Annotated in this window: 23 protein-coding genes and 1 riboswitch; of the genes, 4 read left to right on the forward strand and 19 right to left on the reverse strand. The window is 49.5% G+C overall.

Features of this window, described 5'->3' with window-relative positions:
- Positions 1–48: 48 nt before the first annotated feature.
- From LOZ80_RS30355 to LOZ80_RS30405, 11 genes are all read right to left on the reverse strand, one after another.
- Positions 49–969 carry an EamA family transporter gene (locus LOZ80_RS30355; protein ID WP_238168101.1) on the reverse strand — a complete coding sequence of 307 codons (921 nt, stop codon included), beginning with the start codon at positions 967–969 and terminating at the stop codon, positions 49–51.
- A 75-nt stretch (positions 970–1,044) separates the two neighbouring features.
- The gene (locus LOZ80_RS30360) at positions 1,045–1,980 is read right to left on the reverse strand and encodes a nucleoside hydrolase (RefSeq protein WP_238168102.1); all 936 of its coding nucleotides are present in this window, start codon (positions 1,978–1,980) and stop codon (positions 1,045–1,047) included.
- A gap of 16 nt (positions 1,981–1,996) precedes the next feature.
- On the reverse strand, positions 1,997–2,944 hold the full coding sequence (locus LOZ80_RS30365) for a nucleoside hydrolase (RefSeq protein ID WP_238168103.1): 948 nt from the start codon (positions 2,942–2,944) through the stop codon (positions 1,997–1,999).
- A gap of 11 nt (positions 2,945–2,955) precedes the next feature.
- Positions 2,956–3,897 carry a nucleoside hydrolase gene (locus LOZ80_RS30370; protein WP_238168104.1) on the reverse strand — a complete coding sequence of 314 codons (942 nt, stop codon included), beginning with the start codon at positions 3,895–3,897 and terminating at the stop codon, positions 2,956–2,958.
- Positions 3,898–3,932: 35 nt separating this feature from the next.
- Complete coding sequence (locus LOZ80_RS30375) at positions 3,933–4,901, reverse strand: ABC transporter permease (RefSeq protein ID WP_238168105.1); 969 nt, start codon at positions 4,899–4,901, stop codon at positions 3,933–3,935.
- Position 4,902: 1 nt separating this feature from the next.
- Positions 4,903–5,961 carry an ABC transporter permease gene (locus LOZ80_RS30380; protein ID WP_238168106.1) on the reverse strand — a complete coding sequence of 353 codons (1,059 nt, stop codon included), beginning with the start codon at positions 5,959–5,961 and terminating at the stop codon, positions 4,903–4,905.
- Entirely contained in the window at positions 5,958–7,505 is a 1,548-nt protein-coding gene (locus tag LOZ80_RS30385) for an ABC transporter ATP-binding protein (RefSeq protein WP_238168107.1), read from the reverse strand. The genes LOZ80_RS30380 and LOZ80_RS30385 overlap by 4 nt, the downstream gene beginning before the upstream one ends.
- A 25-nt stretch (positions 7,506–7,530) precedes the next feature.
- Complete coding sequence (locus tag LOZ80_RS30390; protein WP_189013111.1) at positions 7,531–8,595, reverse strand: BMP family lipoprotein; 1,065 nt, start codon at positions 8,593–8,595, stop codon at positions 7,531–7,533.
- Between the two features lie 23 nt (positions 8,596–8,618).
- A complete protein-coding gene (rbsK, locus tag LOZ80_RS30395; protein ID WP_238168108.1) occupies positions 8,619–9,539 on the reverse strand; it encodes a ribokinase in 921 nt (306 codons plus the stop codon).
- Positions 9,532–10,539 carry a LacI family DNA-binding transcriptional regulator gene (locus tag LOZ80_RS30400; protein ID WP_238168109.1) on the reverse strand — a complete coding sequence of 336 codons (1,008 nt, stop codon included), beginning with the start codon at positions 10,537–10,539 and terminating at the stop codon, positions 9,532–9,534. The genes rbsK and LOZ80_RS30400 overlap by 8 nt, the downstream gene beginning before the upstream one ends.
- A 353-nt stretch (positions 10,540–10,892) precedes the next feature.
- The gene (locus LOZ80_RS30405; RefSeq protein ID WP_238168110.1) at positions 10,893–11,924 is read right to left on the reverse strand and encodes a GGDEF domain-containing protein; all 1,032 of its coding nucleotides are present in this window, start codon (positions 11,922–11,924) and stop codon (positions 10,893–10,895) included.
- Between the two features lie 227 nt (positions 11,925–12,151).
- Between LOZ80_RS30405 and LOZ80_RS30410 the strand changes: the two genes are divergently transcribed.
- Complete coding sequence (locus LOZ80_RS30410; protein WP_238168111.1) at positions 12,152–13,315, forward strand: iron-containing alcohol dehydrogenase; 1,164 nt, start codon at positions 12,152–12,154, stop codon at positions 13,313–13,315.
- A gap of 103 nt (positions 13,316–13,418) precedes the next feature.
- On the opposite strand, the gene LOZ80_RS30415 is transcribed toward LOZ80_RS30410, so the two are convergent.
- From LOZ80_RS30415 to LOZ80_RS30430, 4 genes are all read right to left on the reverse strand, one after another.
- Positions 13,419–13,511, reverse strand: coding sequence for a YjcZ family sporulation protein (locus LOZ80_RS30415; protein WP_238168112.1), 93 nt, complete (start codon positions 13,509–13,511; stop codon positions 13,419–13,421).
- A gap of 237 nt (positions 13,512–13,748) precedes the next feature.
- Positions 13,749–13,859: a YjcZ family sporulation protein gene (locus tag LOZ80_RS30420; RefSeq protein WP_238168113.1), complete on the reverse strand. Its 111-nt coding sequence runs from the start codon at positions 13,857–13,859 to the stop codon at positions 13,749–13,751.
- A 464-nt stretch (positions 13,860–14,323) separates the two neighbouring features.
- On the reverse strand, positions 14,324–14,563 hold the full coding sequence (locus LOZ80_RS30425) for a hypothetical protein (protein ID WP_238168114.1): 240 nt from the start codon (positions 14,561–14,563) through the stop codon (positions 14,324–14,326).
- Between the two features lie 88 nt (positions 14,564–14,651).
- Complete coding sequence (locus LOZ80_RS30430; protein ID WP_238168115.1) at positions 14,652–16,973, reverse strand: ATP-dependent DNA helicase; 2,322 nt, start codon at positions 16,971–16,973, stop codon at positions 14,652–14,654.
- A gap of 75 nt (positions 16,974–17,048) precedes the next feature.
- Here LOZ80_RS30430 and LOZ80_RS30435 point away from each other — a divergent pair, with 75 nt between their 5' ends.
- Positions 17,049–18,083 carry a potassium channel family protein gene (locus tag LOZ80_RS30435; RefSeq protein ID WP_238168116.1) on the forward strand — a complete coding sequence of 345 codons (1,035 nt, stop codon included), beginning with the start codon at positions 17,049–17,051 and terminating at the stop codon, positions 18,081–18,083.
- A 46-nt stretch (positions 18,084–18,129) separates the two neighbouring features.
- Here LOZ80_RS30435 and LOZ80_RS30440 read toward each other — a convergent pair whose 3' ends face one another.
- The 3 genes from LOZ80_RS30440 to LOZ80_RS30450 all read right to left on the reverse strand — a co-directional run bounded on the left by LOZ80_RS30440 (position 18,130) and on the right by LOZ80_RS30450 (position 20,208).
- On the reverse strand, positions 18,130–19,533 hold the full coding sequence (locus tag LOZ80_RS30440; RefSeq protein ID WP_238168117.1) for a peptidoglycan DD-metalloendopeptidase family protein: 1,404 nt from the start codon (positions 19,531–19,533) through the stop codon (positions 18,130–18,132).
- A gap of 141 nt (positions 19,534–19,674) precedes the next feature.
- Positions 19,675–19,950: a cold-shock protein gene (locus LOZ80_RS30445; RefSeq protein WP_337951040.1), complete on the reverse strand. Its 276-nt coding sequence runs from the start codon at positions 19,948–19,950 to the stop codon at positions 19,675–19,677.
- Between the two features lie 57 nt (positions 19,951–20,007).
- Positions 20,008–20,208 carry a cold-shock protein gene (locus tag LOZ80_RS30450; RefSeq protein WP_029199448.1) on the reverse strand — a complete coding sequence of 67 codons (201 nt, stop codon included), beginning with the start codon at positions 20,206–20,208 and terminating at the stop codon, positions 20,008–20,010.
- A 347-nt stretch (positions 20,209–20,555) separates the two neighbouring features.
- On the opposite strand from LOZ80_RS30450, the gene LOZ80_RS30455 reads away from it, so the two are divergent.
- Positions 20,556–22,598, forward strand: coding sequence for a multicopper oxidase family protein (locus tag LOZ80_RS30455; protein ID WP_238168118.1), 2,043 nt, complete (start codon positions 20,556–20,558; stop codon positions 22,596–22,598).
- 102 nt (positions 22,599–22,700) lie between these two features.
- Positions 22,701–22,800, forward strand: a riboswitch (purine riboswitch).
- Positions 22,801–22,867: 67 nt separating this feature from the next.
- Positions 22,868–24,202: a 5'-deoxyadenosine deaminase gene (locus LOZ80_RS30460; protein WP_238168119.1), complete on the forward strand. Its 1,335-nt coding sequence runs from the start codon at positions 22,868–22,870 to the stop codon at positions 24,200–24,202.
- A 3-nt stretch (positions 24,203–24,205) separates the two neighbouring features.
- Here LOZ80_RS30460 and LOZ80_RS30465 read toward each other — a convergent pair whose 3' ends face one another.
- Entirely contained in the window at positions 24,206–25,318 is a 1,113-nt protein-coding gene (locus tag LOZ80_RS30465; RefSeq protein WP_238168120.1) for an amidohydrolase family protein, read from the reverse strand.
- Between the last annotated feature and the right edge of the window lie 152 nt (positions 25,319–25,470).

The raw sequence follows: 25,470 nt of genomic DNA on the forward strand, positions 1-25,470 counted from the left end.
ACCTATGTGGAAGAATTCGGCATGCTCGATTGAAATTCCTGTCACGCCTTACATTTGAGCACTTATCATACCCTGCCTCTTCCTCCGCTTCGCCAACTCAGGCAGGGCGATGCCGCACATCGTCACCACCACGCCTAACCATTGCAGCCAGTTCACTGACTCGCTCAGCACGACATAGGACATAATGACCGCTGTCGGCAGTTCAGCTGCGCTGAGAATCGTTGCCAACCCGCCGCCAATCTTGGGTACACCAATAGCGAAGAACAAAGGTGGAATCACCACGCCGAAGAAAGCAAGCAGCAGCGCCCAAGGCAGCAGCGCTTCATGCAAAGAACCGTTCACAAGAAAATGCGGTGGAAATACCAGCATGACCAGAATGAAAGAGCCAGTAAGCATAATGGCGCTTCGCGTGATGGGAGCGACCTGTTTGGCCGTCTTGCCGCTAAACCAGATGAACAGGGCATACGTCACAGCAGCGAGCAGACCTAGAACCACACCTATCCAGGATATTGCTTCCTGGCCGCCGCCGATATAGCCGCTTGCCATGATGATTCCAACAAACAAAATAACGAGGGACAGCAGCTTTTCCTTGCCAGGACGCTTGCGTTCCACGATAGCTTCCAACAGGATGCCCATCCAGGTGAATTGGAACAGCAGAATGATGGCGAAAGAAGCGGAAATATACTGCAGCGCCGCGTAATAGAAAATGCCCGTTAAACCTGTCGTGGTTCCTACTGCCATGAGCGGGAGGATCTGTCGCTTGGTTACTTTGAAGGCGCTTGAAGCCGCCGCTTGTTTAGTCGATTTGACCGATACGAGTACTAAGATCCACAACATGATGACACCAAAAAGATTTTGACTGCCGACTACGTCACCGACATTGAAGCCGGATTCGTAAGCTTTCTTAACGAACGTCGATAACATGCCGAAGCTGCATGCCCCGGCTAATACGAATAGAATGTACTTCATGATGCCTCCCTGCGAAAAGAAAAAAACGGACTGTGCCCAGTCCGCCACGTTTCGTTAATATACGATTTGATAAACTTAAACAACTCTACTTAGGAAATGTTTCAGGAAACGATCCGCGTCTACTTGCAAACAAACTTGCATATTAGGCTGATTGGCAGGCTTGCTGCGCAGGTCTCCAACTGTACGGCCCAGCGTGTGGAAGCCATCCAGATCGACCCGAACATGCATCGGGGACGTCGTTACGAAATCTGGATGTATCGCTACGCCTACAGCAAGCGGGTCGTGCAGACCACAGCCGCCAATGCCTGGGTAGAAGTCTTCATAGGCATCAATGTAAAAGTCGGTCATGTCCGCCATCAAGTCCCCAAGCGTCGTCTGCTTGTCCCGCCACACTTCGACATCTTTCTTAGGCAGCAAAGTCTCCATCGTCACGTCCAGACCGACGAGCGTAATCGGAATGCCGGAGGCGAAGACATAATCCGCTGCTTCCGGGTCGGCATAGATGTTCGCTTCCGCATGTGGCGTAGCATTGCCGGCGCGTGTAACAGCCCCGCCCATAACGATGACATTGTCGACCAGGTTCACAATGTCAGGAGCCTGCATAATCGCCAGCGCAAGATTGGTCATCGCGGCTACGGTAATAATCGTTACCTGATGCGGTCTGCTTCGTACTTGATCAATAATAAACTGCGGCGCATATTGCGACGATGCTTCACGCTTAGGCAGCTTGCCATCGCTCAGTGTATTCCCCATGCCATCTCTGCCGTGGATATGGACCGCACTCGCCTTCACGCGGCTCACGAAGAACGGCTTAGCTGCGCCAGGAATAACTGGCAGCGAGCTGTCCAGATGCTCCAGAACCAGCAGCGTATTACGGGTGGCTTCCTGAACGGTTACATTGCCGAAGCAAGTCGTTACCCCCAACAACTCAAGTTCAGGGGAATTTACAGCATAACTTATCGCTAACGCATCATCAATACCTGTATCGACATCCAAAATAATCGGTTTCATCTTAGTTCTCCTCTCGTTAGCTCTTTAATGTGTTGATGAAATAGTCAAGAAACCGCGGGCTGTCGACACCGACCCCTACTGCTGTGTTCGTAACTTCTACCGATCTGCGTAAATCCGCCAAGGTAGCTCCGTAGGACATGGTCCCTTTCGTTTCAATCCTTATATAATGGTCTTCGGTTGTAATTAAATCCGGGTAAGCAGCAACGGCAACAGCGAGCGGATCATGCAGCGGTGCGCCGTAGAAACCATTTTGCTTATCATACGCGCCGAAATAAAATTGAAAGGCTTCACCGATGTAAGCAGCAGCTCTTTCATTACCAGGAATCGGCGATGCCATCAGGTCGAGGCGGTGTTCTTCGCCGATGATTGTTTTCATCGTGACATCGAGACCGACAAGCGTAATCGGGATGCCCGATTCAAACACGCGGTGCGCTGCCTCCGGATCGCCATAGATGTTCGCTTCAGCAACAGGCGTAACGTTGCCAGGCACTTTGACTGCGCCGCCCATGATGACCAGACGCTTCACCTTGGAAGCAATGGTTGGATCTTTGGCGAGTGCGAGCGCTAGATTCGTCATGCGGCCCACGAACACGAACGTCAGCTCATGCGGGTTTTCATTGACCATACGAACGATGAAGTCAGATGCGCTCTCTGGAATCGCCTTGCCTTTGGGCTCAGGCAGCTCGCAGTTGCCAATCCCGTTATCGCCATGAATGTGCGTGACAGGTCCCTTCCAGTCGCGGTACAAAGGGCGCGCTGCCCCCATAGCAACGGGCACTTCATAAGGGACGCCTGACAGCTCAATCACTTGCAGCGTGTTGCGAGTCGCTTGTACGACATCGGTGTTGCCGAACACGGTGGTAATGCCCTCTACTTTAATATGTTTTGTTTTCAAAGCCAGCAGAATCGCCATTGAATCATCAATACCTGTATCAACATCAAGAATCATCCGAACATTTTGCATGGTGATCACCTCTATGTGTAGTTTTTCAAAGTTTGAATGAGCATATCCCAGAATTTATCCTGATCAAGCGTAAAAGCGACATTCACATTAGGTTCCCGTCCTGTGACGCCAAGCAAGTCAACGACCGTCATGCCGTAGGTATGCTCACCCTTGGTTTCGATGTCAACGCGCAGCTTCTTCGTTCCGAAGGCCGTCGGATCAATGCAATAAGCAACACAGCAGGCATCGTGAATCGGAGCCCCCGCAAAGCCGAAAACTTCCTTGTACGTATGGGCAAAAAAGCCTAACAGTTCATGTACAAAATGAGAGACGTTGTTATCTACATCGAGAATGCGCTGGTGAATCTCGTCGGTAACGATCGCTTGATGCGTCAAATCCAGACCCATCATCGTGATCGGCACACCGCTCTCGAAAACGATTTTGGCCGCTTCCGCATCCACATAAATATTGAATTCAGCAGCTGGTGTCGTGTTCCCGAACGTACCTCCGCCCATAATGACAATCTCCTGTATTTTGCCTAAAATTGCAGGCTCTTTCCGCATCGCCAGGGCAATGTTCGTGAGCGGCGCGACAGGAACCAGCGTAATATCGCCATCTGACTCCATCAATTTGCGGATCAAGAGATCAACAGCATGCTCCTGCTCCTCCGATTTCTGCGGATGAGGCAGCGTAGGGCCATCCATGCCAGAATCGCCATGAATGTCCGCTGCCGTCTGGCGCACTCGCAAGAGCGGCTGTCCGGCCCCTTTGGCAACTGGTATGTGCGTAATGCCGGCTAATTCGCATACCTTCAACGCGTTTACTGTCGTTTTCTCCACCTCGGCATTGCCAGCAACCGTTGTAATCGCGACCAACTCCACATAGGGGTTAGCCCCTGCCAACAAGATCGCGATAGCATCATCGTGCCCAGGATCGCAATCAATGATAATTTTACGTTTCACATGTTCCATCATACGCTCCGCCTTCCATCCTCTTAGTCAGTTGTCTGCTAGGCCGCAGCTATCTTGGATCGTTCGGTCTGCGCTCTAAGCGCATCGTTCAGCTTCCGCTTCTTGCGAATAGCGAAGAAGATCAGTGCAACAATGGTCACAAGGTAAGGAATCATTTGGATGAACTGACTCGGAACCTTGCTTCCTGGAATGGTTTGGACGACAGTGGCAATGGCGCTTGCCAATCCGAAGATCAGCGAGCCGAACAGAATCCCGATGGGATTGCGGTTCCCTAACAAGACGACCGCCAACGCCAGGAATCCGGTTCCCGCCGTCATGTCTTTCACGAACATGCTCGTCATGCCCATTGATAAATACGCGCCAGCCAACCCTGTGAACAGCCCGCTCCATGCGAGCGCCGAGAATTGAATGCGATGGACAGAAATACCGAGCGATTTGGCCGCTTGCGGAGCTTCCCCAACCGAACGGAGATGAACGCCGTACGGCGTTTTGTAGAGAATAAATACGCATATCAGCACGGAAAGGAAAGCAATCCACGTCATCAGACTATGACCGCTAAGCAGTTTGCCCAGAACAGGGATCGATTCGATAACCGGTATGTGCACGACTGGAATGTTGTGGATTGCCGATGGGGAGTAATTGCCCGTCACCCCAAAGATTTTGTTCATAAGGAAAATCGTTACGCCTGAACCAAAAATATTCACGGCAAAGCCGGTAATGATCATATCTACTTTCAGTTTGAGGGAGAAGAAACCCATTCCGTAACAAACGAGCATGGAAGACGCAACGCCTGCGACCATACCAAGAACCCAACTGTCCGTAACAGAGCCCACCGCAATGGCGCTAAATGCCGAAATTAACATCAGGCCTTCCAAACCGATATTGATGACGCCTGCAACATCAGCGATCAGACCGCCAAGAGCCGAGAGGAGAATCGGCGTTGTGAACCTGAGCAAGACAATGAAGAGAGACAAGTCGATGATTTGTGCCCAGAGAGCTGATAGCATCTTAGTTCACCGCCTTTTGACGTAGCGCAGATTTTTGCTTCAAATAAGTGAATATCGCTTGTGAGGATACGAATAGGACCAACATAACTTGAATAATAATGGCTAGTTCACGCGGCACATCGCTTCCAACCTGCATTTGGGTTGCACCCACTTGGAGGTAAGCGTAAAACAGGCTGACAGCCACAACGCCAATCGGATGATTCCTCGCGAGAAGCGCAATGATAATGCCATCAAATCCTAAACCTGATGAAAAATTATCTTTATAGGTGCCATGCACGCCTAGAATTTCCACGATGCCGGCAAGTCCAGCAAGCGCACCGCTAATCATGACACTTACGATCACAACACGTTTCGTGGAAATGCCGCCATAATTGGCAAATCGGCTGTTTTTGCCCACTAATCGCATCTCGTAACCTGATCTTGTTTTATACATAAAAAGATATACAACAACAGCAGCCAACAGAGCGATAAGCACTCCATAGTGTGCCGGAAAACCAGCGAAAATTTTGCCCAGCTTGGTGCCATCCGCCACATAATGCATACGGGCATAGCCGCCGCTGGCAGAGTCTTTAAACACATTGTTAACCAAATAGGACGTGGTCAGAATAGCCACAAAATTCAGCATCAGCGTAGTCACAATTTCGTTGGCATCCCATTTGGTCTTGAGCCAGCCCGGAACAGCGCCATACAGCGCCCCGCCAGCCATCGCACATAGAAGAACCAAGGGAAGCAGAATCCATGCCGGTAATCCATGTACATACACAGCGACTAGTGACCCTACGAATGCCCCTACGTACAGCTGACCTTCGGCTCCCATACTGAAGACGCCGCATTGAAAGACGACAGACAGTGCCAACCCCGTGAAAATAAGCGGAACTGCTTTGTTCAAAATGGTACCGATATTAAACGCCCCGGACAGGGGGCCGCCCAGAAAAGAGCTAATGGCTTCCATCGGCTGTTCACTGGAGAACATAATAACGATAAACCCGCAAAGGATCGCCAGAACGGCTGCGACAATGATACCTGTGATTTCGAGATAGATCGCTTGTTTTGTATTCATTGGAGCGCCTCTTTCCTTTCCTGATGCTTAATCCCCAGCATGTAATAGCCGATTTCTTCCTCCGTCAGCCCCTCATGGTTGTCAAGTACCGCCACGATGCTGCCATTGTACACAACGGCAATGCGGTCGCTTAAACCCATGACTTCCGATAATTCAGCGGAAACGAGCAGCACCGCCGCCCCTCCATCCCGCCTTTTGATAATCTCGCGATGGATAAATTCGATGGCTCCAATATCGACGCCCCTTGTCGGCTGCGAAGCAATCAGCAGCTTAGGGTTCTTGGATATTTCCCGAGCAATAACCACTTTTTGTAAATTTCCTCCGGATAATGCGCCCGCCAATACATCCTCGTTTTGAGCGCGGACGTCATAGATGTCCATCATAACTTTGGCAAATTGCTTGATTTTCTTCTTATTTAGAAAAGGTCCCCGACGAAATTCAGGATTCCGGTAATGGTCAAGAATTAAGTTCTCGGCAATCGTGGATGTTAAACTGGCCCCCGTTGTTTGCCGGTCTTCCGGAACGTGTCCGATCTTCATAGCACGGATTTGGGCTACGCTTTTCCCGATCAATTCCTCGCCAAAATAGTGAATTTGGCCTGACGCTGCTTTGCGTAAACCCGTGATCGTTTCAATCAGTTCGGTTTGCCCATTGCCTTCTACACCGGCGATTCCCAAAACCTCTCCAGCCCGGATATCAAGAGATATCCCACGAAGCGCCGGCGCTCCTTTATCATCTGAAGCGTACAGATCCTTAATGGACAACACCGTGTCTTTGGGCTCAGCCGGCTGCTTCTCAACACGGAATAGAACTTCACGGCCAACCATAAGTCTCGAAATCTCTTCTGGATTGGTATCCTTCGTGAGCAGGGTCGTGATCGTTTTGCCTGCTTTCAGCACCGTAACACGGTTGGATATTTCCATAACTTCGCGCAGTTTATGTGTAATGAAGATGATCGTATACCCTTGTCGTACCAACGTTTGGATCGATTCGAACAGTTCATCCGTTTCCTGCGGCGTTAAAACTGCCGTAGGCTCGTCCAGAATAATAAGGCGTGCGCCGCGGTACAGCACTTTGATAATTTCTACACGTTGTTTCTGGCCTACAGATATCGTTTCAACCGTCGCGCGCGGATCCACCTTCAGTTTGAAAGTTTCAATCAACTTCTCGATCTCCGATAATTCCTTGGCGCGATCTCGTACGAGGGAGAAAAGCCCTTTGACGGGCTCCTCGCCAAGCACGATGTTTTCCGATACGGTGAGCGAAGGGACGAGCATGAAGTGCTGATGCACCATCCCCATGCCTTGCTTAATCGCATCTTTCGGTCCTTGGAAGCGCAGCGGCTGTCCTTTGTAGAGAATCGAGCCGCTTGTAGGCGCTTCCAGACCGAACAATATTTTCATAAGCGTCGACTTGCCCGCTCCATTCTCGCCGACCAGGGCATGGATCTCACCTTCATGTACGGTTAAATCCACACCACGATTCGCCTTCGTACCGTTGGGGTACGTTTTATGGATGTCTTTCATCTCCAGCAAAATCGTCATGGCTGCGTTCCCCCTCGTTACCGGCTTATTTCAAAGTCGTTTGTACTTTAATCTCGCCTTTGTTTAACTTCTGTTCGATGTCCATGATTTTATCTTGGATTGCTTTCGGAACATTTTTGTTGTACAAATCATCTTTCGCCAAGCCTACTCCGCCTTCTTTGATACCTAACACTTCATTTTTACCAAAACCTAGTCTGTCTTGGCTGTATAAAGTCAATGCCCGCAGAACGGAGTTATCGATGGATTTCACCATGGATGTTAGAACGCTGCCTGGATATAGTCCATTTTGATTGGAATCTACCCCGATTGAATATTTGCCCAAAGAGTTGCCGGCTTCCAGAAGACCAAGCCCAGCTCCGCCTGCGACGTTAAAAGCGATATCTACTTTTTGTGAATTATATTGCGCTAGCGCCAGTTCTTTCCCTTTGGGAGCGTTTGCAAAATCGCCAACATAAGAAGAAACTACCGTGATTGCAGGATCCACGTATTTCGCGCCTTGCTCATAGCCTGCTTTGAAGTCGTTAATAATAGGGATGTCCATGCCTCCGATAAAGCCGATGACTTTCTCAGGATTAGCGCCTTTCAATTCTGTGCTCGTCGTGACTAATGCGGCGAATGCGCCCGCCATGAAGGAACCTTCATTTTGTGAATAGGTCATGGAATATACATTGGGAATGCCCGTAATCGCTTCATCGAAGAAAATAAATTTCTGTTTGTCATAACGTTTCGCTACGTCTTTGAGGATGTCTGTCATTTGGCTTGTCCCTAGGACGATGACATCATATTTTTTGCTGGAAGCGAGTGATTCCAGACCTGCAGGCCAGTCTGCCTGATTCGTGCCGCCTTCTACCGTCTTCACTTCCATGCCGAGAGTTTCAATCGCTTGCTTCACACCTCGTTGCGCGGAGTCGAAGAACCCTTTATCGCCAAGCGTACCGTTCACGAAGTACGCTGCATTGATTTTCTTGGCTGTTGCCGTTTTGCCTGCCTCGGCCGTATTGGTAGGCGTTGTCGTAGACTTCCCGCAAGCAGCTAAGATAACCAAAACCGAAAGCAGCAATAGAGCAGTAATTCCTAATCTTTTTTTCATCGTATATCCCCCTTAGGATGGTCTTATTGGATGGGAAGTCTTGTTAAATCGTCTTGGGTTGGCATGCCAGCTTGGGCACCCAGCTTGGTTACTGACATTGCGGATACTTTGCTTGCAAATTGTACAGCTTCACTTAAACTGCTGCCGGCAGCCAGCGCATAGGCTAGTCCGCCATTATAAGCGTCGCCTGCGCCAGTCGTATCTACCACAGGAACTCGGTAGGCCGGAATTTTCACGATTGTTTCGCCCTTACGCAGAAAGGCAGAACCTTCCTCGCCAAGCGTCGTTACGACACAGCTCGGTCCCATATCCAGCAACGCTTCCATTGCCGACTGCAACTGTTCGTCGCCAGCGGTTTCGAAACCCGTTAGAGTCGCAAGCTCCAGTCTATTCGGTGTGATATAGTCCACACTTTGCAGCATGTTCGCTGGCAATTTCTGTGCAGGGGCTGGGTTCAGAATCACGATCTTGCCTAACTTCTTGGCTAGTATACAGGCAGCCGATGCTGTTTCTAGCGGAATTTCCAACTGCACAAGCACGATATCATGTTCAGCAATGACAGATTCCAATGCTTGAATGTGTTCTGGCAAACAGCAGGCATTCGCACCCGGAACGACCACGATTCGATTGTCCGATTCCGCCAGCATAATGGAAGCAATTCCTGTTGGCTTATCTGGAACTTGCTTGATGTAATCTGTCACAATGGCATCTTCGTTCAGATATTGGAGGAGAGATTGCCCGAACATATCGTCTCCGATCGAGCCGATCATCGTCGTCTGGCCTCCCAGTCTAGCAGCTGCTACCGCTTGGTTCGCGCCTTTACCGCCTGGAATGAAATGGACATGCTCGCCTGTCAGCGTCTCCCCAACACGTGGAAATCGGGACGTTTCCACTACAATGTCCATATTCAAGCTCCCGATGACCACAATACGGGGTTTATTCATCAGTTCGTTTCCTTTCTGTCGATCCTCTAGTAATGAGATTCACATCAAAAAGATGTGTTTGCTCTTCTTGAATGTCGCCTTCAATCTTCTTAATCAGCAGCCTCGTAGACAGCATGCCCATATCATAAATCGGTTGAGCCACTGTCGTAATCTCCGGTTCGACGATGAGTGTTAAATCGATACCGTCAAAACCGACAAGCGCTACTTGATCAGGTACTTTAAGCCCCATTCTCTGGAGCTTCTTGAGAGCTCCCAGCGCCATCATATCGTTGCCTGCAAAAATACCGTCAATATCCGGATGACGCTGCATCAAATTCTCTACGGCAGTCATCCCGCCATCAACGCGGAAGTGGCCTGGCTCGACGAGACTAGGTGAATACCATGGCAAATGCTTCACCGATTGTTCATACCCAATGAACCGCTCTCTGCCGGTTACTGTCTCCTGCGGGCCATAAATGTGAGCAATCTTCTTGCATCCCACATCCATCAGATGCTGAACAGCCATCTGGGCACCTTCCAAGTGCTTCGAGCTGACCACTGTGCAAGAAGCATCACGCGGCGCTCTATCTAGGATAACCATTGGTATCTTTTCATTCTTCAGTGCTTCTACATCGTCGGAACGAAGGTTGTAAGAGGCGAACAGAATGCCATCCACATATCGCTGCTTCAATACTTTGATATACGTCTGTTCTTTGTCTGCTTGATTGTCTGAGTTGCACAAAATAACCGTGTACCCGTACATCCGTGCCACATCTTCAACAGCTCGGGCCAGTTCAGCAAAGAACGGATTCGTAATATCGGGGAAAATAAGGGCGATCGTCCCTGTCTTCCTTCCCGCAAGCCCTCTCGCTATCGCGTTGGGCTCATACTGAAGCGTCTTGATCGCTTGCTGCACTTTGAGCTTGGTATCTTCATTGACGTACCCATTCTTGTTCAAATAACGGGAAATCGTCGCAACCGATACACCAGCTAATTTCGCGACATCTCTAATTGTTGCCATTCGTTGCAACCCACTCCTACTGATGCGAGCAATCCGCCTACACCCAACGATGTTATCTATTAGGTAAACGGTTACACATACCCGAAATTTTCCTTTATCTCTATAATTACCAATTATTAAAAGAACAATTCTTACTTTACTGCTTGATGTAACAACCAATGTGTAACCGGTTACACATCTTACATTTTTATTATATCCCCCTTTTTCAAAAAGTGTCAAGCAAAAAGTTGCCTAACTAAACGCCAAAGAAGCTGTCTCATAAAGTCGACAACCTCGTGAGCAGTCTCATTGGCTTATGCAGCGCTGCATGTAATAGGAATTGCTCCTGTTACATGATTATAGGATTACGGTGTCTATCCCCATACGAGTCTGTCTCTGCCCTGTTCCTTGGCTGCATACAAAAGGGAATCTGCTGTCGCAACTAACTCTGTCGTCCGCTGCTCTTTATCTCGAATCGTAGCGCCCAAGCTCATTGTGATATGGAACTTTTCCTGTTCAGTTCCGAACTCCAGCTCACGCAGCTTGTCCATGAATTGATGCAGCAAATCACTCGCGATATGTTGGTCTTGCGTATACAGAATAATCGCGAATTCCTCCCCGCCATATCGAAATACCCGGCCGTAGGCCGAGGAGATCATCGAATCAAGCAGTGTACCGATGGATCGCAGAACCGCGTCACCGACTTGATGACCATATTGATCATTCACCTGTTTGAAATAATCAATATCACCCATCACCAGGGCAAACCGCTGTTGCTTCACCATCGTTTCCCTAATGTGCTCCTGAAAACTGCGGTGATTGTAAAGCCCGGTCAGATAGTCTTTTTTAGCCAAATTCTCAAAAATACCCTTCTCTACAAAATGCTTTCGTTCCCGTGAAACAATGATGCCGCCAATGACACCAATCATGATTAAAAAAGCAAAGTTAAATAAATGCCGCGGCATCTCCCCTTGCGTGAAACCGCCATCTATGGTCACAACAATGCCAATATAGCCGAGAATTACCATGAAAGTTGCCACCATAGCGCCTACCAAACTCCAATACAGCGACGCATGCAAAAGCACCAAATAGGCAACCGGATACAGCGGACTATGGGTTCCCCCGGTCAGTGAGACAACTGCAAGAAAGGCCAAATAATCCATCACAACGCCTATTCTCGTCATATAGCGATAGAACATGGAATCGACAGGACTGCGATGCAGAGCAATTTCTGTCCCCGTCATATAAGCAATAGCAAAAATGAATAGCGTGAAATAAAGAATCAAATCTGACGTCGTGTGGTAATAGTATTTGAAAAATAGCAAGGTCGATGTCGGCACCAAAAACCATCTTACACAGCTATAGGCAGTTTCTAAGACATGATCCGATTTTCTAGTTGCAAACATGACGTACTCACTTCCCAAAAGTGAAATTATACATCTAACGTTGAAATCTCCAAGATGGATCAATCATTTCCACTATTTATCTATAATTAGATTCAGCAATAACTAGATAGGGTAACCAACTTATAAGTACGTATTCCTTCATTGCTTCGTTTTGTTTTTTCACACCGTATTCTATACAATGAAGAAGGACTACACCTGTCCAACAGATTTACAGAGGAGGTATATCGATGAATACTTTTACATTCCACAATCCAACCACACTGCATTTCGGTCAGGGACAACTGGAGAAATTAACAGCTGAGGTTCCCAAATACGGCAAAAACGTGCTGCTCGTCTATGGTGGCGGAAGCATCAAGAATAACGGGATTTACACCAACGTCCTTCATCTGTTAAAAGGCATCGATGCTCAAGTCTTCGAACTCAGCGGCGTGGAACCGAATCCCCGGCTGACCACCGTTCATCGCGGTGTCGAGCTGTGTCGCAAACAAAACATCGACCTCATTCTCGCTGTTGGCGGAGGCAGCGTCATCGATTGTGCCAAAGCCGTTGCCGTAGGCGCGCAGTATGCAGGCGACTTCTGGGATATCGTTACGCGTAAAGCCTCCCCTAAGGGTGCGCTTCCGCTTGGGACGGTCCTCACCATCGCAGCCACTGGCTCCGAGATGAATTCGGGTTCCGTGATTACCAATTGGGAAACCCAAGAGAAACTCGGCTGGGGCAGCCCGTTTGCTTTCCCGAAATTCTCTATCCTCGACCCTGCTCACACCGTCTCCTTGCCGGAAAATCAAACCGTATATGGCATCGTGGATATCATGTCCCATGTCTTCGAACAATATTTCCATCACACAACAAATAGCCCTTTGCAGGATGGCTTCTGTGAAACCATCTTACGCACAGTGATCGACACCGCTCCTCGGCTCTTGCAGGATCTGGAGAACCTGGACGATCGCGCCACAATTCTATACAGCGGCACCATGGCACTTAACGGCATCTTGAGTATGGGCGTGCGGGGCGACTGGGCGACGCATAACTTAGAGCATGCCGTGTCCGCCGTTCACGATATCCCGCATGGCGGCGGATTGGCCATTCTCTTCCCGAACTGGATGACCTATACGCTGGATGCCAACGTACCGAGATTCAAACAGTTTGCACAGCACGTCTTCGACATCGAGACGACTGACAAATCAGATCGCCAAGTTGCGGAAGAGGGTATCGCAGCCCTGCGCGATTTCTTCGCGGCCATTGGCGCTCCAAGCAAATTAGCCGATTACAACATCGACGACTCCACCCTCGAAATCATGGCAGACAAGGCCATGGTGTACGGCGATTTCGGCAACTTCAAGAAGTTGACGCGCGAGGATGTCGTGAACATTTACCGTATGTCGCTATAAATAAAAAAGAGTGTCCTCTGACGCCGCGGCGTTGGAGAACACTCTTTTTTTGATTTCGCGATTAAGTAGCAACTTGTGCGGGTGAAAGTCATCGAACTGCCTATTATATGGCAAAAGTCATAGTAATAATAACCAACAAAATAAAGAGAACCAATACTGCTGCTGTACTACTGCCTACACCTGCTCCATATCCCATATTCAGTCACTCCTTTCTTCGTAAGTATGACCAACAACTCAAAAAGGACAAGCCGGGATGATCGGATTAAAGAATGGGCTGAACGGTGTAAAACGCGCTTGTGCTTGCTTACGCTTAGCGGTTTGGCATTTGAACGAAAATAGATTTTGTCACGCGAGCGCTTATCCACGATACCATCTCAAACTTGCCCCTTTAACCATTGTTGCAATCTCTAAACAAGCATGAGTCTAATATGAATTACCAAACAAATGCACTAGTAATAATAACTAAAAGAATGAAGAGAACTAGGACAATTGCCGAACTTGTACCCTTTACACCACTATAACAACCTTCTGCAGCATAACCCATTCTAACTTCGCTCCCTTCTGCATCGGATGGTTTATTGTATTGCAATGGCACTTGAAATGCATGGACGAACGTCAGTCAATGACCGCCTGTTTTCATCGATATAAGAAAAGCGGCTTTGCCGCTCTAAGAAATGAGCGTCTTCATAACGGTTTTCAACAATATAGCGGATCCTAGTTCCCTTCGGGCTTTGCAGTAACAGACCGCGTCGCGCGAAAAGGAACTATGATCCGCTAACTGGCGGAAACTGGGGTAAACGTGGCATGAAAGGGAACTGGGATCCGCTAATTAAGCGGATCCTGCTGATTTCAAGCGGGAAATGGTGACATAGCGGATTGTAGTTCCCTCTGGCGCTAAATATAGCTGTTTTCAGAATTATAGCGTATTGTAGTTCCCTCAAACTCGCTATCCTGACACTTTGCTAGTATCGCGGCCTGACGTTCCCTTATAATCGCACGATTGCCAAGCTAGAGGATCTCATTCTGCCAAATAGCTTGTTCATACCTCCAAACCAACAGCCATTCGAACAAATAAGCACGTTCAGCTGCCTTATTCTCAGTGCATCGAACCACTCCATCATGGTGGGGCAGGTTCTCAGCATTTTCCTTTCCTGTAAGCGCGTTTTTCAGCGTTACAGCTGCTTTCGGTCCGGCACCTACAGCTTTAACGCTGTAAAACAGCGTTATCTCACTCGGCGTGCCAGCCACAGAAGCTTCTTGGTTCCCCCCCGCGGGCCCGTTCCATTAGACGTTAGCCGTTAGCCTGCCCCCCCCCAACCGCTCAGCAAAGTTCCCCCTACCGGCGCTGCGCAGGGAGCACAGTGTACGCCCGCCACTCCTCCGGCAGCAATCGCTGATACAGCGGCTGCAAGTAGCGGTCATCGATCAGCAGCAGCACGCCCCGATCCGTTTCGGAGCGGATCAAGCGGCCGCCGGCCTGCTGCACTTTGTTCATGCCGGGGAAGACGTAGGCGTACTCGTAGCCGTTTTTGCCGGTACTGTCCATGTAAGACTTGATCAGGTTGCGCTCCGGTCCCAGCTGCGGCAAACCGACGCCCACGACGGCGACACCCGTCAGTCGGTCACCGACCAAATCGATGCCTTCGGAGAAGATGCCGCCCATCACAGCAAACCCCACAAGCGTAGTCTCCGTCCCCGCCTGGAACTCCGCCAGAAACTGCTCCCGCTCCTCCTCGGACATCTGCGCCTGTTGAACGAGCACCCTCATCTCGCTGCCCGCAGCAAGATCAGTGAAAACCTCGTACACGCTGCTCATATAGGCATACGAAGGGAAGAACACCAAATAATTGCCCGTCCGCCCGGTCACCAATTCGTACAAAGAGCGGGCTATCGGCTCCCGGCTGCGCTCACGATCCTGATAGCGCGTCGACAAGGGCTGCACGAATACTTCCAGCTGATCCTTGCTGAAAGGAGACGGCACCGTCACAGAGTAGTCCTCCTCTCCCGCTCCCAGCGTGTCCATGAAATAGGACAATGGGGATAACGTCGCAGAGAAGAACACATGCGACCTGTACCCCTTCCCCATCTGGCGGAGCAGATGGGAGGGGTCGAGGCAGATCAGCTTCACGCTGATCTCGTTCCTCTCATTGACGGTAAACGTCACATACCGCTCATCGAATAACTTGGCAATCCGCACGAAGTTCTGCGCGTTAAAATACACCTCCAGCAGCAGAACTGCGGAGGCAGCCGCCGAGCCCCCTTGCCCGGCCAACTCTTTCTCTGCCGCCGCAATGAACACTTCGAGCAGGGCGATCAAGCTCTCCGGCAGCTCAGGTTCCACGAGCATCTGGCTGTCGCCCATCCTTTTGCGCAGCGCGATATAATACTGATTAAGCGCCTTAGCCGCATCGTGCAGCTCTGCGCGAACGCCTTTGTATTCCCGCTGCAGTGCGAGAAAACTCGATTTGGGCAGCTCGCTGCTGTACATCTCCCGCGCGCGGTCCACAAGGTTATGCGCCTCATCCACCAGCAAAGCGGTATGCCGCTTCTGCTCCTCAAACAGCCTTTTTAAATTCACGCGAGGATCGAAAATGTAATTGTAATCACAAATAACCGCATCCGCCGCATAAGCGATATCCAGTGAAAACTCAAAAGGGCATACGCGGTGCTTACGCGCATACGATTCTATAACAGGACGCGTCATAATTGTCTCATGCCGCAGCACATCCAGCACCGCCTCATTAATCCGGTCAAAGTACCCGTCTGCGAACTCACAATGCTCCTTAGTACAGCGAACCTCCTCCTGAAAACAAACCTTATCCTTCGCGGTTATCGTCACAGTATGAAGCTGTAATCCTCGGCTCTGCAAAAGCGCAAAGGCTTCCTCCGCAGCGGTGCGCGTTATCGTCTTCGCCGTCAAATAGAAAATCCGCTGCAGCAGCCCCTGTCCAATCGCTTTGACGGAGGGAAATAAGGTCGACATCGTCTTCCCGATGCCTGTTGGCGCTTTGGCGAACAGCTTATGCCCTTCCTGAATCGTCTGGTAGACAGCCCCAGCAAGCTTGCGCTGCCCTTCGCGGTAGCTCGGAAACGGAAAAGCCAACTCCTTCACACTCTGATTCCTTCGCTCCTCATGCTCATACCTGGCCTGTGCGTACGGATAATACAGCCGCACCACTTGCCACACGAACTGCTCCAGCTCGTCCGCCGTTGCTTCCTCCACAAAGCGAAGCGTTTCCTCCGACTCGACCTGCATATAAGTAAGTTGTATGCGCATGCGGCTAAGACCGCGATCTTTGGCTACCATATAGGCATAGCACTTCGCTTGCGCCCAGTGAACGGGATAGGAATCCGCTTCAATCAGCGTGATATCTCCGGATGTCGATTTGATTTCATCGACCGTAACCGTTAGGCCATCGTCATCCATCAGCAACCCATCACAGCGTCCATCAATGACAAATATAAGGCCTTCATAGGGAATCTCTGCTGATACATACACCTCATGCTGATCCAATTCGCCATATTGTTTCTGCAGTTTCTGATGGGCTTTGGTGCCTTCGGTCAGCGCCTTGCTCGTTCGAAAGCCGGACTCGATACTGCCGCTGCGATACACATACTCAACCAAAGAGCGCACAGAAATATTGACGATATCAGCCATGTAATGATTCTCCATTCCAGAACATTTGTTCCTTATTTTAACATGAAATGATCCCCAAGAGAAAGGATGCCGCACATGTTCTATTTCACTAAGTTCTTTCTCAAATTGCTGCGATTGAATAACAAGTTTGTATTCGGTCTCGCCCTTCTGTTTCTTATGCTGTCATCTTCCTGTGCCTATCTCTTGGAAAAAGAAACCTTCGGCAATCTCTTCAACGGCCTCTGGTGGGTCATGACAACCGTGACCACAACCGGCTACGGGGATTATTATCCCAGAACGGTAGCAGGCAAATGCCTCGGGATCTTTCTCTACATTTTCGGTATCGGCTTAATCTCTGTAACCATTGGCAAAGTGATTGACTCCCTATTCATTTACAGACAACGAAAGGAGGCGGGCAAATTGAGATATCAAGGCGAAAAGCACTTCGTTATGATCGATTGGAGCAAACATGCGGAGCTTGCCATCCAGGAAATTCTGAATTCCGATGCAGAAACCGAGATCGTGCTCATTGATACACTGGAAAAGACGCCTATCATTCATAATCGCGTTCATTACATCCAAGGAAACCCGACACATCTGGAAACGTTGGATATGGCCAATATGACGAAGGCGCGCGCCGTTTTTGTCTTTGCGAATGACACCACCGAAGACCATACCATGCTTCGCGATCCTTCCTTCGTTGATGGCAAAACCCTGCTTGTCGCCACTACGATTGAGCGAAATTATCGGCACGTTCACTCCATTGTTGAGATTAAAAACCGGGAAAATATGCAAAACTTCCAACACGTTAACGTCAATGAATTCATCCTTGGCAACGAAACTATTTCACAACTTGCCGTCCGCTCCGCTTTCGCGCCAGGGTCTTCCCGCATTGTGTCCCAGCTTCTGACCAAACAATCCGATAGCAACTTCCATGTGCTTGGCCGGAGAAAAGCTTGGAGAACCTACCGCGACGCTTTTGAGCAGCTGCTTGAAGAGGGCGCTACTCTGATCTCTGATGGCGATCAATTGAACATCAACCGCAAGCTGGACCAACTGATTCCCGAGGAGGCTCGGCTGTTCGTCATTTGTGACATGGAAACCTATGAACGCATTTCTGTTATCGAATGAAAAAGGACACCTGCGCAGCAGCCATGCGCGCTCAGTGTCCCTCCTCTTAATTTTTCGGTTCCGCCCAGCGAAACGGTGTCGTAGCCCAGAACAAATCGGGATTGACCTGCACGTTATGCGCCCAAAAAGTAAAGTGCAAATGCGGCCCGGTAGAGAATCCCGTCGTGCCGACTAGCCCGATAATATCGCCTTGCTTGACGCGATCGCCCGTTTTGACGCGCAGCTCGGAAAGGTGGGCGTATTGAGAGAACAGACCCATCCCATGATCGAGATAAATGGAATTGCCCGTCAGGTACAGGCTGTCCGCAAGCGCGACAACCCCGTCATTGGCCGCCTTGATCGGGGTGCCTTCCTTCGCGGCCAGATCGACAGCCAGATGCGCGCTGTCGTATTTCCCGTTCACATACCGCGTGTATCCATACGGCGTCGTCAAAATCCCCTCGATCGGCTTCACGAACGGCCCGCTGAACAGAAACTCCGGCTCTGACTTGCTGCGCGCCAGATCAATCTTCTTCTGATCGGCATTAATGCGCGCCGTATCCTGCTTCATGCTTTCCATTTCAGCGGTGACTTTCAAATACTGCGTTTCGAATTTTTTCGCCTGAATGGTTAACGTTTGATCACCGATCGGATATTTGCCCGGCTTCGCCTGCATCGTGATCGGCAAATAAGTAAAATAACCGCCCCCGAAGGGCTGAAGGTTATACTCTTTACCCAGCCACTCGACTTTCCCCGGCTTATTATGGCGAACGAGAACCACGTCGCCAGGGGCTGACATATTCGGAATAAGTGTCCACTCCGACTGGATGGCCGCCTTGGCTGAATCGGTAGACGCGTATAGCGCGGCTTCCTTTTTCAACTGTACAAGCCGCTCTTTCTCTGCGATGATGGCGGCACGAACAGCAGATGTCACCTCACCGTTCCACGTTTGTCCCCCATCTGTCGTCACCAACAAAGGAGTCTGCAGCGCCCCGGCCTCTCCCACGAGTGCCCATCCGATCCGGTCGGTCAGAAACTGGGTTTGTTTGACCGGATACGTCTTGGATCCGAACATCAGGCTGGTCACCTGCTGATTCATGCTCATTCCCAGCATTCCGAGTGTCGTTTCGTCTACCGCTTCATGGCCCACAGCCGCCTCACTCGGCAAGCTTGCCTCCGCTTCCAGCCACTGTGCTCCTCCATCCTCCGTCTTCATCACACCGTCCGAATATCTCAGCCAGCCATGTTCGAAGTCAACCATATGGAAATCGAGCGCATCCCGATGAACGGGCGCCATTGTCGGGGCTGGCTGTTCTGCCTTCTGCTCCATTGTAGGCGTCAACGTAAAATACTGCCTTCCCAAGAACACAACAATACTAGCCGCCAGCAAGCAAAAAATAGTAAGAAGAAGCCAATACTTAGGTGAGTACAGCAGTGAGGAGCGGCGCTCGTGGCGCGTTCGCAGTTTCATTCAAACATTACTTCCCTTCCGCCAAAAGAAATTAACTCTATGATCCTATGATAACATATTCCCTCTTGATGCAAAAAAACCACACCAGCCGGAAACAATAACGTCTCCGAGTTGTGTGGTTTTTCCAAATCATTTGTAATTCTATATCTGTACGCCCTTTTTGAGCGTTTTCTGATCACTATTCGTGTTATTAACTAATGGAAGTAACTTGACACTTCGAACCATGGGGGACTGACATAAATGACAAGTCGGTACGTGATCGAATGCAAAATTATCTCGCATCCAGCCTTTACAGCCTTCTTTTTCACAAGACCATATCGTCACATTTTCTAGAGGCATCTCTTCAAGCGACTTTTTTCTGGAATACATGATAAACCTCCTTAGTGTTTCGCTATTTGGCAAAACTCTTCCTAGCATGGAACTAAATTGAAAAAGACTGCCATTACACAAGTAAAGGCAGTCTTTTTAATTATATTACAGTTTTACAACGTTTTCTGCTTGTGGTCCGCGGTTGCCTTGAACAACGCTGAACTCAACGTGTTGGCCTTCATCCAAAGTTTTGAAACCGTCGCCTTGGATTGCGGAGAAGTGAACGAATACATCGTTGCCGCCTTCAACTTCGATAAAACCGAAACCTTTTTCTGCGTTAAACCATTTTACTGTACCAGTAGCCATGAGAAATACCTCCAAAAATTATTAACATGTTTTTTATTCTTCAAAGAGAAAAAAATTCACACATTGTAAAAGTTTCACTAACAAAAATGAAAACCCTTTACAATATGTGAATTCAGGTTCTTTTTGTCGATTGGATTCATCATACCATAACCATTTTGAAAACGCAAACTATTTCCAGATTATTCACAACAATGCAATCGCTTACCTCATAAAAATGGGCGCAATGGGGCAATGGCTTGATTCCCCAACTTTAGTCTAGGGTTTGACTTAGTCTCGGGACCGTATGAAGGGTTTCGGCAGGGTACTATACTTAGACTATCGCAAATTAACTAGGAGGTTTCTTCATTGTGTATAGCATAAGCATTAATATTATATTGTTCGTCAGTCCGCTTTTCTTTATTTTCGCATGGATCGGCAGCGTCAAAGCATCACGACTGTTATACAGCTCAAGCATCGAGCGATTGAACCGCAAAACACGCAAATTACTCTTCTGGTCGTGGTTCCCAGTACTTCCAGCGGCCTTGATCATAGCGACAATCGCTTGGATGCAGCAAACCATGGAGCAAGACTTTTGGTTGGATCGTGTTTTCATCCAAGCCCCGCTTATTATTGTGCCTATATTAGCCATATGGTTCGCAGCGGTGCCTAAGTTGATTAAACTCAAACGTGTCACGAAGCAAATATTGGCGGAACAAGCCACGAATGAGCATAGCCTAGCGGATCAAGATGAGCATAACGCGGCATTGCAGCCTAATTCCCCGGTATACCAAAGAGCCGCAAGCCCAGCGCTCATTCTTCCTTTTCAAATGACAGCCCTAGGTGCACTGACAGCCCTTTATTTTGCTTGGGTGCCGCCGATGCCGTTGCAATGGCTGGAAATTACTGTTCCCCTGGCAGTCTTCGTCCTGGCTACTGCCGGACTTTGGGCGAGACACCACATCCGCTTCAAACAGATAGGCAAAGCACCGAATTATGTGGTTCCGGCCTTTTGGAAACGCGCTTCCGCAATGTTAGGCGTATGCGTCATCATCGCTGGATCAGCTTACTATTTATTTACTACCGCCATCAATAACAGTGAATTGCCGACAGAAATTGATATGGCGAGCGGAACCGTTAATTATGGCGGTCAGGCCATACCAGTGGGCATGAGTTCGCACAACCAACAAAGCAGTGTGGAGGGACTGAACGGTTCCTCAGCTAAAACAGTATCGGTCGCCGATCTGACTGGCCCGCAAGAAGGAACGCCGAATCGTCGCTTCACTCTGACCGCGCAGAAAAAGACCGTCACACTTAGCTCCGGCAAAACGATCGACGCCTGGACGTACAACGGACAAATCCCAGGGCCTGAACTGCGCATGAAAGAGGGGGAATTGGTCGAAATCACCTTGGTCAACGAAGATATTGAGCAAGGCGTTACTGCCGATTGGCAGGGGCTGGATGTCCCCAATGCCGAGGATGGCGTTGCCGGCGCTACGCAGAGTGCCGTGATGCCGGGAGAAGCGCACACGTACCGTCTCCGCGCTGAGCAAGTCGGGACATTCTGGTATCATTCCAACCAGGTTTCACAGGATTCCATCCGTTCGGGGCTGTTCGGAGCCCTGATCGTCGAGCCGAAAGAGACACCAATGCAAACGGTGAAGGATATTACAGTCATGCCGCATCAGTGGAAAGAAGCCGGGATGGCTATCGGATCAACGGACCAGTTGGAGCGTATGACGATTGAGCCAGGCACATCGGTTCGTATGCGATTGATTAATACGGATGATTGGGTTCAGCAAAAATATACGCTCATTGGCACCCACTTCGAGGTTGCCGCTATTGACGGCACTGAACTTAATAAACCGGATATTTTGACCAACACGCATATCGTAGCTGCTGCATGGGGGCGTTATGATCTGACATTCATAATGCCGGAGCATCCGGTTTACCTCAGCGTTGGGGATAACGGCAGATTGGGGATCTTGATGTCCCCGGATGGGAAAGGCGAGGTGCCGGCAATCTCCCGAACCGTTGCTTTTGATCCTCTTCACTATGGCAGCCCGGCTGCTACACCCGTGGATGCGAATAGCCGATTCAATCACGACTTCACTTTAATCCTAGATCATAAATTAGGTTTTTATAACCGCAATATAGACTTCCTATACACAATGAATGGGCATGTATTCCCAGACACTCCGATGCCGATGTTCAAAGAAGGTGATCTCGTCAAAACCACCATCGTCAATCGCGGCAATGTCGATCATCCGATGCACCTTCTCGGACACCATATGCTCGTATTATCCCGTAATGGAAAGCCCTCCACAGGCAGTCCATGGTGGACCGATACGTTAGGCGTGCAACCCGGTGAAACCTATGAAGTTGCTTTCGTTGCTGATCATCCAGGTTTATGAAATGAAAATGAGATTTTCAGAAAAGAGGGAGGGCATGTCAGTTAATCTAACGCACTGTTGACAAATGACTCCGATCCGTTTACGCTAGAAGAAAGCAAGGACAGAACTGAATAGGAACCATTTCGTATAACCTTAATAATTGGATTAAGGGTCTCTACTTAGAAACCGTAAATTTCTAGCTACGAAAAATGTGCACACTGGCATATTTTTCGTGGCTATTTTTTGTTCCCTAGCTTTTACGATGACAAATATGCAGGAGGTTTATCGCGATGACGACCATTTTAATCAAAAATGCCGAAATTGTAACTATGAACCGGAAATCAGAGATCATTACTGGAGATATTTTGATCGAAAATGATCGGATTACAGCAATCGGACCAGATTTGGACCCGGCACAGGTGGATAAAATCATCGATGCGACCAACCGCACGGTCATTCCCGGCTTTGTTCAAACCCACATCCATCTCTGCCAAACATTATTCCGCGGCAAAGGCGATGATCTGGAGCTGATGGATTGGCTGAAAAAGCGGATCTGGCCGCTTGAAGCCTCCCACGATGAGGAATCGATCTATTACTCCGCGCTGCTCGGGATTGGCGAGTTGATTCAAAGCGGCACAACAACGATTGTCGATATGGAGACCGTACATCATACGGACTTCGCTTTCCAGGCCATCGCTTCCAGCGGAATCCGCGCATTATCCGGCAAAGTGATGATGGATAAAGGGGACGAAGTGCCTTACGCCTTGCAGGAGAAAACGGCTGACTCGCTGCAGCAAAGCGTTGATTTGCTTGAGAAATGGCACGGTCACGATGACGGCCGGATTCAATACGCCTTCTCACCGAGATTCGTTATCTCCTGCACCGAAGAACTGCTGCGTGAAGTGCGCAGCCTGTCGGAGCAGTACCAAGTGAAGGTGCATACACACGCTTCCGAGAACCTCGGCGAGATCGAGATTGTGCAAGCCGAAACGGGCATGCGCAATGTTGTCTACCTCGACCATCTCGGCTTGGCCAATGAGCGGCTGATTCTGGCTCACTGCATCTGGCTCGATGAGGAGGAGAAACGCATTATCCATGAGCGCGGCGTGCATGTAAGCCATTGTCCCGGCTCCAATCTGAAGCTTGCTTCAGGGATTGCCGAGACGCCGGAGATGCTGAAGATGGACATCTCCGTCAGCTTAGGAGCAGATGGAGCGCCGTGCAACAACAATCTCGATATGTTTAACGAGATGCGGCTTGCCGCGCTGATCCAAAAGCCGATCCACGGACCGACGGCGATGAACGCCCAGACGGTCTTCCGCATGGCGACCATCGGCGGTGCCCGCGCGGTCGGGATGGAGAAGGAGATCGGCAGCATCGAAGTCGGCAAGAAAGCCGACTTGGCGATTCTCGATCTCGTGAACTTCCACACGTATCCGTCCTTCGACGTGGATCCGATCTCGCGCATCGTTTACTCCGCGACGCGCGCCGATGTAGAAACGACGATCATCAATGGTCGGATCGTCATGGAGAACCGCATCATGCGGACGATCGACAAGGACATCGTCCTTCCCGAAGCGAACCGCTCCATTCAGCGGTTGCTCAAGCGTGCTAATCTGCGGTAGCTTTCACTTTTCCTTGCCCCAGAGCAGTTGTCCCGCTTCCAGCTTGGACAGCTTGGCCATATCACGAGAAGGGTCGCGCTTCAGAAGCGCGGCTTTTTGCGTTTGGGTGGCAGGCTCCTTGCGCAAGATGCCGTCTAAATTCCCATAGGCTATCTTGCTGACTAGTTCTGAGTCGCCCAAAGCGTCCAAGACGCGATACATCGCTTCGATCGCCGCCTCTTCACTCTGAACGCCGTAGCCGGAATCCGTGCTCAGCATGAATCGGTCAGGGAACTGCTTCATAACTGGCAGGAAATCCTCGATCCGGTTCGCGCTTTCGGGATTGAGCAGCGTGAATCCCGCAAAGAAATCCATGTATACATTCGGATATTTCTCCAGCAGTATTTTGATATTATCAGGAGAATTATAGGCATTGGCATGGCCGAAAATAAATGTAGTTTTGGGATGAGCTTTCAGCGCTTCTTCAAATGCCTCCAAAACAAAGCCATTCGGCGGATCGATATGCAGTAAAATCGGAGCTTGATACTCGGCGCAGAGCTCATAAATTTGCGGTAGAAAGCCGTCCATCGGATGCTTTGCTTTCCATTCCACCTTGGACAATACCGGTGAGTTATAGGACGCCCCGGCAATTTCACCTAAGCCTAAGTAACCCATCTCGAGATTCTTGCGAATAACCTCCAAACTGGACTTATCGCGCAAATCAAAACCTGAGAAAAAAGGTACGAAGAAATCAGGTTTCTCCGTATAGGCCTCCCAAGCATACTCGTCTGTTCGAATGGCACTGTACTCAGAAACATCCCCGAACAGCACAACACGATCCATCCCATTCCGCTGCCAGACATCCTTCATCCCTAAATACTTCTTATCACTCGCATCATGATTATGCATGTCCGCAAGAGGGAGGGAGCCGTATTGCTGCAGCAAAGCAGCTAGGCTTTTCTTGGCAGGAGCAGTGACCGCTATTTGGACCGGAGACTCGCTGGGCACAGCGCTCGCCGCACTGGAACCCGTTGATTCACTTGCATTCTTATTGTTGTGCCAAGTCCAATATCCTGCTCCAATTAATATCGCAGCAAGCCCTATACCTACATATGAATTCGCTTTCATTTTTGGCATGTTAGATGCGGCAGCTCCTTTGTTTTCATGCTTGTGTATGATCTATTAATTGTACCATATTTTCCCTATTACAAAATAAGGCCTGCCTAAAATTCTGTCCATTTGCCCACCCAAGTTCCCAACGGCCATTTTACCCATATAGTAGTAAGAAT

This window comes from Paenibacillus sp. HWE-109 (assembly GCF_022163125.1).
In the GTDB taxonomy this organism is placed as follows: domain Bacteria; phylum Bacillota; class Bacilli; order Paenibacillales; family NBRC-103111; genus Paenibacillus_E.

Excerpts from the sequence above, each read along its gene's own strand:
- LOZ80_RS30355 (WP_238168101.1), bottom strand. The coding sequence starts at position 969 with ATGAAGTACATTCTATTCGTATTAGCCGGGGCATGCAGCTTCGGCATG.
- LOZ80_RS30360 (WP_238168102.1), bottom strand. The coding sequence starts at position 1,980 with ATGAAACCGATTATTTTGGATGTCGATACAGGTATTGATGATGCGTTA.
- LOZ80_RS30365 (WP_238168103.1), bottom strand. The coding sequence starts at position 2,944 with ATGCAAAATGTTCGGATGATTCTTGATGTTGATACAGGTATTGATGAT.
- LOZ80_RS30370 (WP_238168104.1), bottom strand. The coding sequence starts at position 3,897 with ATGATGGAACATGTGAAACGTAAAATTATCATTGATTGCGATCCTGGG.
- LOZ80_RS30375 (WP_238168105.1), bottom strand. The coding sequence starts at position 4,901 with ATGCTATCAGCTCTCTGGGCACAAATCATCGACTTGTCTCTCTTCATT.
- LOZ80_RS30380 (WP_238168106.1), bottom strand. The coding sequence starts at position 5,961 with ATGAATACAAAACAAGCGATCTATCTCGAAATCACAGGTATCATTGTC.
- LOZ80_RS30385 (WP_238168107.1), bottom strand. The coding sequence starts at position 7,505 with ATGACGATTTTGCTGGAGATGAAAGACATCCATAAAACGTACCCCAAC.
- LOZ80_RS30390 (WP_189013111.1), bottom strand. The coding sequence starts at position 8,595 with ATGAAAAAAAGATTAGGAATTACTGCTCTATTGCTGCTTTCGGTTTTG.
- rbsK (WP_238168108.1), bottom strand. The coding sequence starts at position 9,539 with ATGAATAAACCCCGTATTGTGGTCATCGGGAGCTTGAATATGGACATT.
- LOZ80_RS30400 (WP_238168109.1), bottom strand. The coding sequence starts at position 10,539 with ATGGCAACAATTAGAGATGTCGCGAAATTAGCTGGTGTATCGGTTGCG.
- LOZ80_RS30405 (WP_238168110.1), bottom strand. The coding sequence starts at position 11,924 with ATGTTTGCAACTAGAAAATCGGATCATGTCTTAGAAACTGCCTATAGC.
- LOZ80_RS30410 (WP_238168111.1), top strand. The coding sequence starts at position 12,152 with ATGAATACTTTTACATTCCACAATCCAACCACACTGCATTTCGGTCAG.
- LOZ80_RS30415 (WP_238168112.1), bottom strand. The coding sequence starts at position 13,511 with ATGGGATATGGAGCAGGTGTAGGCAGTAGTACAGCAGCAGTATTGGTT.
- LOZ80_RS30420 (WP_238168113.1), bottom strand. The coding sequence starts at position 13,859 with ATGGGTTATGCTGCAGAAGGTTGTTATAGTGGTGTAAAGGGTACAAGT.
- LOZ80_RS30430 (WP_238168115.1), bottom strand. The coding sequence starts at position 16,973 with ATGGCTGATATCGTCAATATTTCTGTGCGCTCTTTGGTTGAGTATGTG.
- LOZ80_RS30435 (WP_238168116.1), top strand. The coding sequence starts at position 17,049 with ATGTTCTATTTCACTAAGTTCTTTCTCAAATTGCTGCGATTGAATAAC.
- LOZ80_RS30440 (WP_238168117.1), bottom strand. The coding sequence starts at position 19,533 with ATGAAACTGCGAACGCGCCACGAGCGCCGCTCCTCACTGCTGTACTCA.
- LOZ80_RS30445 (WP_337951040.1), bottom strand. The coding sequence starts at position 19,950 with ATGCTAGGAAGAGTTTTGCCAAATAGCGAAACACTAAGGAGGTTTATC.
- LOZ80_RS30450 (WP_029199448.1), bottom strand. The coding sequence starts at position 20,208 with ATGGCTACTGGTACAGTAAAATGGTTTAACGCAGAAAAAGGTTTCGGT.
- LOZ80_RS30460 (WP_238168119.1), top strand. The coding sequence starts at position 22,868 with ATGACGACCATTTTAATCAAAAATGCCGAAATTGTAACTATGAACCGG.
- LOZ80_RS30465 (WP_238168120.1), bottom strand. The coding sequence starts at position 25,318 with ATGCCAAAAATGAAAGCGAATTCATATGTAGGTATAGGGCTTGCTGCG.